11 protein-coding genes are annotated in these 13,470 nt (G+C 50.4%); 7 read left to right on the top strand and 4 right to left on the bottom strand.

Annotated features, from left to right (window positions below; genetic code table 11):
• Nucleotides 1-424: 424 nt before the first annotated feature.
• Entirely contained in the window at nucleotides 425-2,062 is a 1,638-nt protein-coding gene (gene groL, locus RN22_RS22900; RefSeq protein WP_046308075.1) for a chaperonin GroEL, read from the bottom strand.
• 45 nt (nucleotides 2,063-2,107) lie between these two features.
• Nucleotides 2,108-2,398 carry a co-chaperone GroES gene (locus tag RN22_RS22895; RefSeq protein WP_002541974.1) on the bottom strand — a complete coding sequence of 97 codons (291 nt, stop codon included), beginning with the start codon at nucleotides 2,396-2,398 and terminating at the stop codon, nucleotides 2,108-2,110.
• A 310-nt stretch (nucleotides 2,399-2,708) separates the two neighbouring features.
• Here RN22_RS22895 and RN22_RS22890 point away from each other — a divergent pair, with 310 nt between their 5' ends.
• Nucleotides 2,709-4,058 carry an MATE family efflux transporter gene (locus tag RN22_RS22890; RefSeq protein ID WP_046308077.1) on the top strand — a complete coding sequence of 450 codons (1,350 nt, stop codon included), beginning with the start codon at nucleotides 2,709-2,711 and terminating at the stop codon, nucleotides 4,056-4,058.
• Nucleotides 4,059-4,063: 5 nt separating this feature from the next.
• Here RN22_RS22890 and RN22_RS22885 read toward each other — a convergent pair whose 3' ends face one another.
• Nucleotides 4,064-4,534 carry a MarR family winged helix-turn-helix transcriptional regulator gene (locus RN22_RS22885; protein WP_046308073.1) on the bottom strand — a complete coding sequence of 157 codons (471 nt, stop codon included), beginning with the start codon at nucleotides 4,532-4,534 and terminating at the stop codon, nucleotides 4,064-4,066.
• Nucleotides 4,535-4,691: 157 nt separating this feature from the next.
• On the opposite strand from RN22_RS22885, the gene RN22_RS22880 reads away from it, so the two are divergent.
• Genes RN22_RS22880 through RN22_RS22865 form a run of 4 tightly spaced genes read left to right on the top strand, consistent with a single transcriptional unit; the run spans nucleotide 4,692 to nucleotide 9,443 of the window.
• A complete protein-coding gene (locus RN22_RS22880; RefSeq protein WP_046308071.1) occupies nucleotides 4,692-5,831 on the top strand; it encodes a homogentisate 1,2-dioxygenase in 1,140 nt (379 codons plus the stop codon).
• 29 nt (nucleotides 5,832-5,860) lie between these two features.
• Nucleotides 5,861-6,841, top strand: coding sequence for a fumarylacetoacetate hydrolase family protein (locus RN22_RS22875; protein WP_046308070.1), 981 nt, complete (start codon nucleotides 5,861-5,863; stop codon nucleotides 6,839-6,841).
• Nucleotides 6,842-6,858: 17 nt separating this feature from the next.
• Complete coding sequence (maiA, locus tag RN22_RS22870; protein ID WP_002541979.1) at nucleotides 6,859-7,479, top strand: maleylacetoacetate isomerase; 621 nt, start codon at nucleotides 6,859-6,861, stop codon at nucleotides 7,477-7,479.
• A gap of 8 nt (nucleotides 7,480-7,487) precedes the next feature.
• A complete protein-coding gene (locus RN22_RS22865) occupies nucleotides 7,488-9,443 on the top strand; it encodes an acetoacetate--CoA ligase (RefSeq protein ID WP_046308068.1) in 1,956 nt (651 codons plus the stop codon).
• Nucleotides 9,444-9,504: 61 nt separating this feature from the next.
• Here RN22_RS22865 and RN22_RS22860 read toward each other — a convergent pair whose 3' ends face one another.
• Nucleotides 9,505-10,017 carry an FxsA family protein gene (locus tag RN22_RS22860; RefSeq protein WP_046308066.1) on the bottom strand — a complete coding sequence of 171 codons (513 nt, stop codon included), beginning with the start codon at nucleotides 10,015-10,017 and terminating at the stop codon, nucleotides 9,505-9,507.
• 419 nt (nucleotides 10,018-10,436) lie between these two features.
• Between RN22_RS22860 and aspA the strand changes: the two genes are divergently transcribed.
• Both aspA and RN22_RS22850 read left to right on the top strand, forming a co-directional pair.
• Entirely contained in the window at nucleotides 10,437-11,897 is a 1,461-nt protein-coding gene (gene aspA, locus RN22_RS22855) for an aspartate ammonia-lyase (protein ID WP_002541982.1), read from the top strand.
• A gap of 213 nt (nucleotides 11,898-12,110) precedes the next feature.
• Nucleotides 12,111-13,418 carry an anaerobic C4-dicarboxylate transporter gene (locus RN22_RS22850; RefSeq protein ID WP_046308065.1) on the top strand — a complete coding sequence of 436 codons (1,308 nt, stop codon included), beginning with the start codon at nucleotides 12,111-12,113 and terminating at the stop codon, nucleotides 13,416-13,418.
• The last annotated feature ends 52 nt before the right edge of the window (nucleotides 13,419-13,470 follow it).

The raw sequence follows: 13,470 nt of genomic DNA, 5'->3' as shown, positions 1-13,470 counted from the left end.
GTTAAAGAACGTTGACTTAGTAGCTTGCTCTGCGAGCCGCTTGCCGTGTCGATGTGGCGCAGTATAGGGACTTCGAAATTTGGCGCAAGTGGTTTTTTGAAAAAAATCACACTTTCGCGTTCAAGTGTTCAAATAACGCCCAAAAACAGCATTTTTGTATAAAAGATGAACAGATTTCTGCAGATCTTTGATGATCAGGATCAGAGGCCACGATCCAGATTTCGACAATATGTCGTTTCAATGACTGTTTTGTTTACCGCAAGACTATTCAGTAAAGCACATGCTGAAGAATCCGCACGGTTATTTTTGACTCATTTGTGTAAGTCGCTAACCCAGTAAATACACGGGATGTGTTAAGACACTCTTTAAAAACAAAAAAGCCCGCTTGCGCGGGCTTTTTCAGTTTCGGCTGGAAACGGGATGATTACATCATACCGCCCATACCACCCATGCTACCCATGTCAGGCATTGCTGGGGCATCTTGTTTTGGCAGTTCAGTTACCATTGCTTCAGTGGTGATCATCAGACCTGCTATAGAAGCTGCGAACTGAAGTGCTGAACGGGTCACTTTAGTTGGATCCAGGATACCCATGTCAATCATGTCGCCGTATTCGCCAGTCGCTGCGTTGTAGCCGTAGTTGCCTTCACCACCTTTAACTTGGTTAGCTACTACTGAATCTTCGTCGCCTGCGTTCAGTGCGATTTGACGGATAGGAGCTTCCATTGCACGCAGTGCCACGCGAATACCTACGTTTTGTTCTTCGTTGTCACCTTGCAGGTCAACAACTTTGCTTGCTGCGCGGATAAGTGCAACACCACCACCAGCAACCACGCCTTCTTCAACAGCTGCGCGGGTTGCGTGCAGTGCGTCTTCTACGCGGTCTTTCTTCTCTTTCATTTCAACTTCAGTTGCTGCGCCAACTTTGATTACCGCAACACCGCCTGCCAGTTTCGCAACGCGCTCTTGCAGTTTCTCTTTGTCGTAGTCTGAAGTTGCATCTTCGATTTGCTGACGGATTTGAGCAACACGGCCTTGGATAGAAGCTTCGTCACCCGCGCCATCGATGATGGTGGTGTTTTCTTTAGTAATAGAAATACGCTTCGCCTGACCAAGATCTTCCAGCGTCACTTTTTCCAGCTCCATACCGATCTCTTCAGAGATAACAGTACCCGCAGTCAGTGTCGCGATGTCTTGCAGCATTGCTTTACGGCGATCGCCGAAGCCAGGTGCTTTAACCGCAGCAACTTTCACGATGCCACGCATGTTGTTCACAACCAGCGTTGCCAGCGCTTCACCTTCTACGTCTTCTGCAATGATCAGCAGTGGACGTGAAGATTTCGCTACCGCTTCCAGCGTAGGCAACAGTTCGCGGATGTTTGATACTTTCTTATCAACCAGCAGGATGAATGGACTTTCCAGATCAACAGAACCAGACTCTTGGTTGTTGATGAAGTATGGAGACAGGTAGCCACGGTCGAATTGCATACCTTCAACCACATCCAACTCATCTTGCAGAGACTGACCTTCTTCAACAGTGATAACACCGTCGCGGCCTACTTTTTCCATCGCTTCTGCAATGATGTTACCTACGGTTTCATCAGAGTTAGCAGAGATAGTACCTACCTGTGCGATAGCTTTAGTGTCGTTACACTCAACAGACAGCTCTTTCAGTTGCTCAACGGCAGCGGCTACTGCTTTGTCGATACCGCGCTTCAGGTCCATTGGGTTCATGCCTGCTGCAACGGCTTTCAGGCCTTCAGCTACGATTGCCTGCGCCAGTACAGTTGCGGTAGTCGTACCGTCACCCGCTGCGTCGTTTGCTTTAGACGCAACTTCTTTAACCATTTGAGCGCCCATGTTCTGGAATTTGTCTTCCAGTTCGATTTCGCGCGCGACAGACACACCATCTTTAGTGATGGTTGGTGCGCCGAAAGACTTGTCCAGAACAACGTTACGGCCTTTAGGACCCAGGGTCACTTTTACAGCGTTTGCCAGAACGTTTACACCTTCCAGCATTTTAGTGCGTGCATCATTGCCAAATTTAACGTCTTTAGCTGCCATTTCTCTCTTCCTTTTTAAATCTGTTCTTCAGTGATGAAATAGAAATTACTCAACGATAGCCATGATGTCGTTTTCTGACAGGATCAGGACTTCTTTACCGTCGATTTTCTCAGTCTTAGTGCCGTAGCCTTCTGAGAAGATCACAGTGTCGCCAACTTTAACGTCCAGTGGCTGCACATTGCCGTTTTCAAGAATACGGCCCTTACCTACCGCCAGCACAACGCCACGCGTAGATTTTTCTGCAGCAGAACCAGTCAAAACGATGCCACCAGCAGATTTTGATTCAACTTCCTGGCGTTCAACGATTACTCGATCGTGTAGTGGACGAATGTTCATTGGTCGTCTCCTGAATAAATGTAGTGATCCATGTGATAAATGAAGTGGAAACTGCCACACAATGCAGGTTCCGAATTTCTGAATCCCTGACAGACTGCGTCTCATCAAGGATTAAGTCAATTTGCGTATAAAGTGGGGGTGGGTTATCTCAATCCCAAGGGGCTAAGTGCAAATTTTTTCCATTTTTTTACCCAATACCTTTTGCTCCATCACATTCTATGAATTAGGGTAGCCGTGCCTTAGCAAACATAACGATATGCAACCTTGGCGTATTGTTGACTTCCCAGCGCTACCTCTTATCGAGATTGGAATGAAGGACAAACACGGCCTGCTTTCTGGCCCCATTGACCAAACGCTTAAAAACATGACCATCCCTATGGTGTTTGGTCTTGTAGCGATCCTCGCGTTTAACCTGGTCGATACCTTCTTTATTTCCTTGCTGGGCACGGAAGCATTGGCTGCGGTGAGTTTCACTTTCCCGATCACCTTTGCAGTGAACTGCATCACCATGGGCATTGGTGTGGGTATCTCTACCGGGGTCGCCCGCTTACTGGGGCGAAGTGCCCAAATCGATGCCGCCCGTCTTTCAGGGCATGGGTTGATGCTCGCGGTCATTTTGGTGATTGCAGCAAGCGCATTGGGTCTGTCGACGATCAATCCCTTATTCCGGATGCTTGGTGCGCATGAAAACCTGTTGCCACTAATTCATGACTATATGTCGGTTTGGTATCTCACTATCCCTCTATTAGTTATCCCCATGGCAGGCAACTCCGCCATCCGTGCCACGGGTGACACCAAAACCCCCGCCAAAATCATGATAGTGGCCGGCTTTATTAATGGTCTTCTCGACCCGCTGTTAATTTTCGGGCTGGGCCCAATTCCCGCGCTGGGTGTAAAAGGCGCGGCAATTGCCAGTGCGATCAGTTGGGCTGGCGCGCTGGTTTGCTCGCTGTACGTATTAATAAAGAGAGAGAAGCTACTGGCTTGGCCGTCACCAACGAAAATTGTGCAGGATTGGAAAGATATCCTCGCCATTGGCACTCCGGCTGCGCTGTCTAATGCGCTGAACCCAATTTCCGGTGCGATTTTGATGACCATGCTCGCGGCACAAGGTACTGCGGCCGTTGCTGCTTATGGTGCAGCGCAACGGGTGGAGTCTTTGCTGTTGATTGTGATGATGGCGCTGACCTCTTCCCTGACGCCTCTGATGGCACAAAATTTCGGCGCCAACAACCCAACACGCTCATTCGAAGCCCTATTTCGGGCGATGCGTTTTTCCATCCTGTTTCAATTCATCGTGTTTCTGGCCATGGTGCCACTCAGCGTGCCGATTGCGGCTATTTTCAGTCAGGAACCTGCCGTACAAAACAAGCTGTGGCATTACCTGATTGTGGTTCCCGTCAGTTACGGCATGCAAGGCGTGATGATGATGCTGGTCAGCGCATTAAATGCGATGAAAAAACCGGTTCATGCCTTCATCATGAACCTGATTCGATTGTTTGTGTTGCTGCTTCCTATGGCTTGGCTTGGCAGCTTAATTGATGGTACGGAAGGGATGTTTATTGGCATTGCTGTCGCCAATGGCATTACGGGTATTTTTGCATACCTTTACGCCGTGACGCTTCGCAAACAGATGAAACTTGAACCCCTCAAGCTCTGAACGGATTAAGGTTCGCGAATGGCTCTTGCCGGATCAGCATCGCTTTTCTCCAACAAAGCGTCCAATGTACGAAGAAAACTCTCGTACTCTTTTTCTGAAATGCCATCTAACATCGCACTTTCCCACGCTTTTGCTTTCGGCAATATGGTGAGATACAGCCCTTTCCCTTCCTCTGTTAGATGTAAATAGGCGGCGCGCTGATCAGCTTCATCTTTGACTTTCACCACCAGCCCTTTTTCCTCTAACACCTTTAACGTGCGGGAGACCCGAACCTTATCCATGCTGGTTTCCGCCACCAAAGATTTGGCATTAAGGCCATCTTTCGCCCCCATTGAGGCGAGTATCCGCCACTCAGGACGACTGATCCCAAACTCGGTTTCATAAATCCGTGCCAAAGAATCCGACACATGGGCCGCAGCTTTCACCAGCTTGTAAGGCAAAAAGTCATCCAGAAAAAACGGTAGAGGTGACGCCATCAACATACTCCTTCAAACACTTAACTCACTTCCCATGCGCCAGCGCACAAAACACCCACATAAGTTGCCATTTTGTTATCAGTGCAGCTAGACTAAAATTAGTTTCAAATGAAACTATAATTCAATTCCTCACTCATTGCATAGTTCAGGAGGAGAAATGCGAAAGTGGTTTTCATTTCCGATCGTGGAAGGCAAAGCATCACATCAGGCTCACTGTGATTTGCCCGATGGCACCTTTGAGCGTGAATGCGGCAAGGAAGGATTTTTTGGCCCAGCCACCCACATGTATCATCAACATGCCCCGACAGGTTGGACAGAATGGGAAGGCGATCTCCGTCCTCATGCGTTTGATACCAACAAAGTCGAAGATGTGGGTGATAACCCGCTGACTGCACCACTTTTGCTCTCCAATGCCAATGTTAAAGTCAGGATCTGGCGCTGCGACACAGCGATGGAGTATCTGGTACGAAATGGTGACGGTGACGAGTGCCTGTTTATCCACGAAGGTTCCGGTTCACTTTTCTGTGATTACGGCCACCTGCGCTTTCGTGATGGTGATTACCTGATATTACCGCGCTCCACCAATTGGCGTATTGAGCCTGACTCTGCCGTTACTGTTCTAATGATCGAAGCCACTCATGGATCTTATATGACAGCAGAGCGTGGGATCGTCGGCGATCATGCTGTGTTTGATCCGGCTGTGCTGGAATACGCCAAGATCGATGATGCTTTTATTGCCCAGCAACAAGACGAAAAATCGTGGCAAGTGCACCTGAAATCCCGTAATGCAATGAACCGCATTACCTACCCATTCAATCCACTTGATGCCCTTGGCTGGAAAGGGAACCTCACCGTATTCCGGCTAAACTGGCGTGACATCCGACCGCTGATGAGTCACCGCTATCATCTGCCGCCTTCGGCGCACACGACCTTTGTCGCCAATGGCTTTGTGATTTGCACCTTTGTGCCACGCCCAATTGAGTCCGATCCCGGCGCGCTCAAGGTGCCCTTCTATCACAACAATGATGACTACGATGAAGTCATCTTCTATCACAAAGGCGAGTTCTTCAGCCGCGACAACATTCACCCCGGAATGGTGACTGTGCATCCTTGCGGCTTCCCGCACGGCCCGCACCCCAAAGCTTTTGCAGCTGGCGCTAAAGCCACCAAAAAAGAAACTGATGAAGTCGCGGTGATGATTGATACCCGCATGCCGCTCGATTTGGGCGAGGCAGCGAAACAAACCGAACTCGATGATTACGTACTGTCCTGGCGCACGCCGCCCCGTGGCGAATAGATCGCAAACATTAGATTAAGGAGTAGATGATGAAACTGGCTTCCCTAAAACACCGCCGAGACGGAAAACTCATCCTGGTCTCACGCGATCTGACTCAGGCCGTAGACGCTTCTGATATTGCACTCACCCTTCAGGATGCACTGGATGAGTGGGATACGTTGTCGCCACTTTTGCAGGCTCGTTATGACGCTTTGAATGACAATAATGTCGCCGAACGCTTTCCTTTTAATCCCGCTGACTGCGAGTCACCGCTGCCTCGCGCATTCCAGTGGGCGGACGGCAGCGCTTACGTGAATCATGTCGAGCTGGTGCGTAAAGCCCGCGGCGCAGACATGCCGGAAAGCTTCTGGACAGACCCTTTGATGTATCAGGGTGTTTCTGACAAATTCATCGGCCCGCGCGACAACATTGAGCTTTGCGATGAAGCCTGGGGCTGTGATTTCGAGGCCGAAGTCGCCGTGATCACTGATGATGTCGCCATGGCGACGCCCAGTGAAAAGGCTGGTAGCCACATCAAACTACTGATGCTGGTGAATGACGTCTCGCTTCGAAACCTGATCCCAAGTGAGCTTGCCAAGGGCTTTGGTTTCTTCCAATCCAAACCGGCCTCTTCATTCTCTCCGGTGGCGGTGACACCTGATGAGCTGGGTGAAAGCTGGCAGGAAAACAAAGTGCATCTACCCCTGGAAGTATTCCTCAATGGCGAACAATTCGGCGCCCCCAATGCGGGCGTGGACATGACGTTTGATTTTGCAGAACTCGTTGCCCACGCAGCCAAAAGTCGTCATTTAGGCGCTGGCACCATTATTGGGTCAGGAACGGTGTCAAACCTCGATCGATCAAAGGGTTCCTGTTGCATTGCAGAGAGACGAATGTTGGAAATTCTGGATCTTGGGTCACCGAAAACGCCGTTTCTACTCTATGGTGATAAGGTCAGTATCGAGATGCATGACAAGGAAGGTCGTTCAATCTTTGGCAAGATTGATCAGGAAGTTGTCCCGTATAGGTAATAAAGGGAACGCACGCAGTGAAGCTTTATGACTACAGTAAATCCTCGGCGTCATACCGTGTTCGCATTGCGCTGAATCTCAAGGGGCTGAATTATCAATCGCAGGTCGTCTCTTTGCTGGACGGCGATCAACGTGGCGACAATTATCTGGCCCTGAACCCTACCGGGCTGGTGCCGACACTGGTTGATAACGGTCAGGTTCTGACCCAGTCGCTGGCTATCATTGAATATCTGGAGGAGGTTTACCCTTCTCCTTCGCTGTTGCCTGCCGACCATGCAGCCCGGGCGAAATGCCGTGCCCTTGCGCTCGACATTGCCTGTGACATCCATCCGCTTAACAACCTTCGGGTACTCAAACACCTCACCGGTTCCATGGGCCACAGTGAGGAAGAAAAACTGGACTGGTATCTGCACTGGCTGAAAGCCGGGCTGGCGGCGGTTGAAAAGAAAGTAGAAAGCTCACAAACGGCTTTCTGCTGTGATGACATTCCCACCCTTGCTGATATTTGTCTGGTTCCTCAGCTGTTTAACGCCCGCCGGTTTTCACTCGATCTGACTCCTTACCCGACACTGAAAGAAATAGAACAGCGCTGCCAAGGGTTACCCGCCTTTGAGCAAGCGCACCCGGACAATGTTTAGGAGACAGCATGTCAGAGCAGCCTCTTTGGCGACCCAGCGCATCGCGTATCGCCAATGCTAACCTCACTGACTTTATCAATGAGGTCAACAGACAGTACGCGCTAAGTCTGACCAACTACGACCAGCTTTATGACTGGTCGGTCAAACACAGTGAAGCGTTTTGGGAAACACTATGGACCTTTGCGAGCGTGGTCGGTGAACGCGGAGAGCGTGTTATCAGCCGCCCGGAAAACGACCCGAATAAAAACAGCATCTGGTTCCCTGATGCCGAAGTCAACTTTGCAGAAAACGTGATGCAATGGGTGAAAGACATGCCCGAAAAAGACGCCATCGTGTTTTCTGGTGAAGACGAATCCGCTGTTCGTCTGTCATGGGCAGATCTTGAACGTCAGGTCAGCTGCATCGCAGCCTACCTAAAAGAATGCGGCGTGGAAAAAGGCGATGTCGTGGCAGGGTATCTGCCGAACATCGCAGAAACTGTGGTCGCCATGCTGGCGACGTCTTCCCTTGGGGCAATTTGGACCTCGACCTCGCCAGATTTTGGTATCGACAGTGTGCTCGACCGTTTCGGTCAGACCCAACCTAAAGTGCTATTCACCACCGATGCTTACCACTACAACGGTAAAACCCACGACAACCTGACCAAAGCACGCGCCGTGCGTGAAGGCGTGGAAAACATCACCCACATGGTGGTGATCCCGTATGTAGGCGGCACTGCACCCAACAGCGATGAAACCTGCTGGAAAGCCATTGTTTCCAAACCGGCTGAGCCACTGACGTTTACCCGCGTAGGCTTTAACGACCCGATGTACGTGCTGTATTCCTCCGGCACCACAGGCAAACCAAAGTGCATCATCCACAGTGTGGGCGGCATTTTGCTCAACCACCTCAAAGAGCACCAACTCCATTCTGATGTCAAACCGGGCGATAAGGTTTTCTACTTCACCACCTGTGGCTGGATGATGTGGAACTGGCTCGCCAGTGGCCTTTTAAGCGGCGCGACGCTGGTGCTGTTTGACGGTTCACCGTTTTATCCCGATGCCGGCGTACTCTGGCGTTTGACCGACACGCAGAAAGTCACGCTTTTCGGCACGTCCGCCAAATACCTCGAAGCGTTGGAAAAGCAAGAATACAGCCCCATGGACGAGCACAGTCTTTCGTCACTCCGCGCACTTTGCTCTACAGGCTCAGTGCTTGCACCTGAGCAGTTCGACTGGGTCTACAGCCACATCAAACAAGACTTACAATTAAGCTCCATCGCAGGTGGCACAGACATCTGTGGTTGCTTCGTGCTTGGCAGCCCGATTTCCCCCGTATACCGTGGCCAAAGTCAGGTTCAGGGACTAGGGCTGGATGTCGAAGTCTTCAACAATGAAGGCAATCCGGTTCAGGGTGAGAAAGGCGAGTTGGTGTGCTGTAACAGCTTCCCCAATCAACCGGTAGGATTTTGGAATGACAACGACGGCACCCGTTACCACAAGGCTTATTGGGACAAGATTGAAGATACCTGGTTCCATGGGGATTATGTCGAGCTCACCCACGAAGGCGGTATGGTGTTCTTCGGACGTTCAGACGCGATCCTGAATCCAGGAGGCGTGCGCATCGGTACCGCAGAGATTTACCGTCATGTAAATCAGCTTGATGAAGTACTCGATTCTGTCGTGATTGGGCAGGACTGGATGAAGGATGTCCGTGTGGTGCTGTTTGTGAAACTCAAGCCAGGCATCGATCTCAACGACAATCTGGAGCGCAAAATTCGCAGCACTATCCGCACCAGTTGTACGCCGCGCCATGTGCCGGCAAAAATTATTCCTATCACAGACATTCCGCGCACCAAATCAGGAAAACTCGCCGAACTGGCGGTTCGCGATGTGGTTCATGGCCGCGCGGTCGCTCAGCTCAGCGCGCTGGATAACCCAGAGTCGCTGGAACAATACAAAGAGCGTCCTGAGCTGCAGGAATAAGAAAAAACCACAACGCAAAACGCCATCCCGAAGGATGGCGTTTTTCATGAATTCCGTAGCATCAGTTCAAGCGGTCGCGATCTTCATCTTTTCGCTGATATTCACCTTCGAAGGTGTTGCCACCATCATTCGAACCTTGGTGAGGGCCGCGGTTAAACGGGTCTTGTCCACCATATGGCCCCTGACCTGGTTGACCACCAAACCCACGTTGAAACCCAGCCACTTTCACCTTACTCATAAACTGTTTTGCCAGCCAAGCTCTCGGCCAAGGCAATAACACCGCCATGCCCATGGCATCGGTCATAAAGCCGGGAGTCAGAAGCAGCACGCCTGCCACTGCCAGCATCACACCTTCAATGATTTGCTGTGCCGGTAACTCGCCCTGATTCATGCGCCGCTGCACTGTCATTAAGGTTTGCAGTCCCTGACTGCGCACCAATGAGGCGCCCACCACAGCGGTCAGTAGAATCAGCGCTACCGTCGGCCAAAGTCCCAACACGCCACCGACCTGAATAAACAGAGCAATTTCAATCACAGGGACAGTAATGAACATCAACAGCAAAATTGGAAACACAGCAAAACCTCTTATTCGTGTCGAATCGCCATAGTAGCACTTCTGATATCCCATGCCTTCGACAGCGTCGTTATTTCCCCTCATTAAAGGAGATCTGTTTGTAGCTTGGTTTTAAACAATGTACGCCGATATTGTACAGAATTTAACTGTATCAATACTTTTCGGCTGACAGATAAAACAATAGGAAACAAAGACAAACAAGCTGTCTAACGATCTAGATCACAGTTCTATGCAAATCGTTCCGCTTTGCTTTGATTGGTGATCTTTCTCATGTTTTTACCGCAACGGAGGAGTAGAATCATCCAGCATAAACCGGGTGTAAAACATCGATCATCCAGCCAAAATCTCTGATGAATGGACTCTACAGCGAAATTGTTGGCTACAGAATAACCAATATAAATTTCATTTAGGGCCAAATCATGTCTCAGACGATTGATTTCGAAAATAACCTGACCAACCCTCTTTTAGCGACCCGTATCGAAGAAGATTTGCTTGGCGAACGCCATGTACCGTCTGATGCGTATTACGGTATTCACACCCTTCGCGCTGTTGAGAACTTCAATATCTCCCGTACCACGATTTCTGATGTACCAGAGTTCGTACGTGGCATGGTCTTCACCAAGAAAGCCGCTGCGATGGCGAACAAAGAGCTGGGTGTTATCCCTGCAGAAGTGGGCGATTACATCATCAAAGCGTGTGATGCGATTCTGGAAACCGGCAAATGCATGGATCAGTTCCCATCTGACGTTTACCAAGGTGGTGCAGGCACTTCGGTGAACATGAACGCGAACGAAGTGATCGCGAACCTGGCACTGGAACTGATGGGCAAAGAAAAGGGTGACTACGACGTCGTTAACCCTAACGACCACGTGAACAAGAGCCAGTCGACCAACTGTGCGTACCCAACCGGTTTCCGTATTGCGGTTTACAACAGCATCCTGAAGCTGATCGAATCCATCGACTACCTGCAAAATGAATTCGACGGTAAAGCAACCGAATTCAAAGGCGTGCTGAAAATGGGTCGTACCCAGCTTCAGGACGCAGTACCTATGACAGTAGGTCAAGAATTCCACGCGTTTGCGGTACTTCTGAAAGAAGAAGTGAAGAACCTGAAATACACCGCAGAACTGCTTCTTGAGGTGAATCTGGGCGCGACCGCTATAGGTACAGGCCTAAACGCTGCAGCAGGTTACCAACAACTGGCGGTTCAGCGTCTGGCAGAAGTGACGGGTCTGAACTGCACCCCTGCGGAAGACTTGATTGAGGCGACTTCTGACTGTGGCGCTTACGTGATGGTTCACGGCGCACTGAAGCGTCTGGCGGTGAAACTGTCGAAGATCTGTAACGACCTGCGTTTGCTGTCTTCTGGTCCCCGCGCTGGCTTCAACGAAATCAACCTGCCGGAAATGCAGGCGGGTTCTTCTATCATGCCAGCGAAAGTAAACCCGGTGATCCCAGAAGTGGTTAACCAAGTGTGCTTTAAGGTGATCGGTAACGACACCACGGTGACCTTTGCAGCAGAAGCCGGTCAGCTGCAGCTGAACGTGATGGAACCTGTGATTGGTCAGGCGCTGTTCGAGTCTATCGAAATCCTGTCTAACGCCTGCGTGAACCTGGGCGAGAAGTGCATCAACGGTATCACGGTTAACAAAGAAATCTGTGAAGCCTTCGTTTACAATTCCATCGGCATCGTCACTTACCTAAACCCGTTCATTGGCCACCACGAAGGTGACATCGTCGGTAAGATTTGTGCGGAAACCGGTAAGAGCGTCCGTGAAGTGGTCTTGGAAAGAGGATTGCTGACGGAAGAGCAACTCGATGATATCTTCTCCGTCGAAAACTTGATGCATCCGCAATATAAAGCGAAGCGCTATAACTAAGCGTTGAAAGAATGGGTACTCACGATGAGTACCCTTTTTTAGTTTTTCTGCCCAGCTGTTTTGAACATCTGGGCTTTAAAGCCCAAACGTAGGTACTTTTTTACATTCACTGCGCCCTAAAAACCCTAGTTTTTACAAGGCAATGAGCACCATAAGACAGTGACTCCGTTTGGTTTTTATTTTTTGTATTAATAATCTGAACAGGAGTTACCCATGGTAGCAGTGGAGTTGTTCGTCGTTCTTGCGTTCATCTATCTGGGCGCACGGATTGGCGGTATTGGTATCGGCTTGGCCGGTGGCGCGGGTGTTGTTGCTCTGTCCTTATTCTTGGGAATGCCAACCTCGCAAAGCTATATCCCTATCGACGTTATCTTGATCATCATGTCCGTGATCACCGCAATTGCAGCGATGCAGGTTGCTGGCGGTATGGACTGGTTGGTTGAGAAAGCCGAAGATTTTCTTCGTAAGAATCCTAAACAAATTACCTTCTACGCACCGATCGTCACTTATCTGATGACGCTAATGGCAGGTACCGGCCACACTGCCTTCTCAACCCTTCCTGTGATTGCAGAAGTGGCGAAAGAGCAAGGCATCCGCCCATCACGCCCACTTTCTATCGCGGTTGTTGCGTCTCAAATCGCGATCACGGCGTCTCCAATCTCTGCGGCTGTGGTGTTCTTCTCTGGCATTCTTGAGCCGCTGGGTATCGGTTACCTGACTCTGCTGGCTATCTGTATTCCAACTACGTTCGTCGCTTGTATGGCAGGTGCATTTGTGGCGAACTTCCTGGGTTGTGAACTGAAAGATGATCCGGTTTATCAAGAGCGTCTGGAAAAAGGCCTGATCAAGCTGCAAGGCACCACCAAGCGTGAAATCGCACCTACCGCGAAAAAAGCAACTTACATCTTCCTGGGCGCCATCGTGCTGGTTGTGGCTTACGCCGCAGCGATTTCCGGTTCAATCGGCCTGATTGAAAACCCAACGCTGGGCCGCAATGAAGCCATCATGACCTTCATGCTGGCAGCGGCGGCGCTGATTGTTGCAACCACTAAAATCGATGCATCTAAAATCCCATCGGCACCGACTTTCCGCTCAGGTATGACGGCGTGTGTGTGTGTACTGGGTGTAGCTTGGTTGGGTTCAACATTTGTGAACGCGCACGTTGAAGGCATCAAAGAAGTCGCGGGCACCTTGCTGTCTGACTACCCATGGATGCTGGCTATGGTGCTGTTCTTTGCTTCCATGCTGCTCTACTCACAAGGTGCGACCACAGTTGCCCTGATGCCAGCGGCACTGGCGATTGGCGTTGCACCACTGACAGCGATTGCTTCGTTTGCGGCAGTCAGTGCGCTGTTCGTCCTGCCAACTTACCCAACACTGTTGGCTGCGGTTGAAATGGACGATACAGGTTCAACCCGTATCGGCAATCTGGTCTTCAACCACCCGTTCTTCATTCCAGGTGTGGTCACCATCGCCACTGCCGTTGTGCTGGGCTTTGTGGTAGGCGGCATTGTGCTGTAAACCGAAACAAAGACGATAAAAAAGGACGCTTTGGCGTAATGCCGATCAGTTA

Origin of the sequence: Grimontia sp. AD028 (assembly GCF_000973155.1) — a bacterium.
Classification (GTDB): domain Bacteria; phylum Pseudomonadota; class Gammaproteobacteria; order Enterobacterales; family Vibrionaceae; genus Enterovibrio; species Enterovibrio indicus.
Note: the sequence above shows the minus strand (reverse complement) of the source record. Positions and strands in the feature narration are given on the sequence as shown.

Coding starts and splice junctions, on each gene's coding strand:
- groL (WP_046308075.1), bottom strand. CDS start 2,062: ATGGCAGCTAAAGACGTTAAATTTGGCAATGATGCACGCACTAAAATG.
- RN22_RS22885 (WP_046308073.1), bottom strand. CDS start 4,534: ATGGCGTCACCTCTACCGTTTTTTCTGGATGACTTTTTGCCTTACAAG.
- RN22_RS22880 (WP_046308071.1), top strand. CDS start 4,692: ATGCGAAAGTGGTTTTCATTTCCGATCGTGGAAGGCAAAGCATCACAT.
- RN22_RS22895 (WP_002541974.1), bottom strand. CDS start 2,398: ATGAACATTCGTCCACTACACGATCGAGTAATCGTTGAACGCCAGGAA.
- RN22_RS22890 (WP_046308077.1), top strand. CDS start 2,709: ATGAAGGACAAACACGGCCTGCTTTCTGGCCCCATTGACCAAACGCTT.
- RN22_RS22875 (WP_046308070.1), top strand. CDS start 5,861: ATGAAACTGGCTTCCCTAAAACACCGCCGAGACGGAAAACTCATCCTG.
- RN22_RS22850 (WP_046308065.1), top strand. CDS start 12,111: ATGGTAGCAGTGGAGTTGTTCGTCGTTCTTGCGTTCATCTATCTGGGC.
- RN22_RS22865 (WP_046308068.1), top strand. CDS start 7,488: ATGTCAGAGCAGCCTCTTTGGCGACCCAGCGCATCGCGTATCGCCAAT.
- aspA (WP_002541982.1), top strand. CDS start 10,437: ATGTCTCAGACGATTGATTTCGAAAATAACCTGACCAACCCTCTTTTA.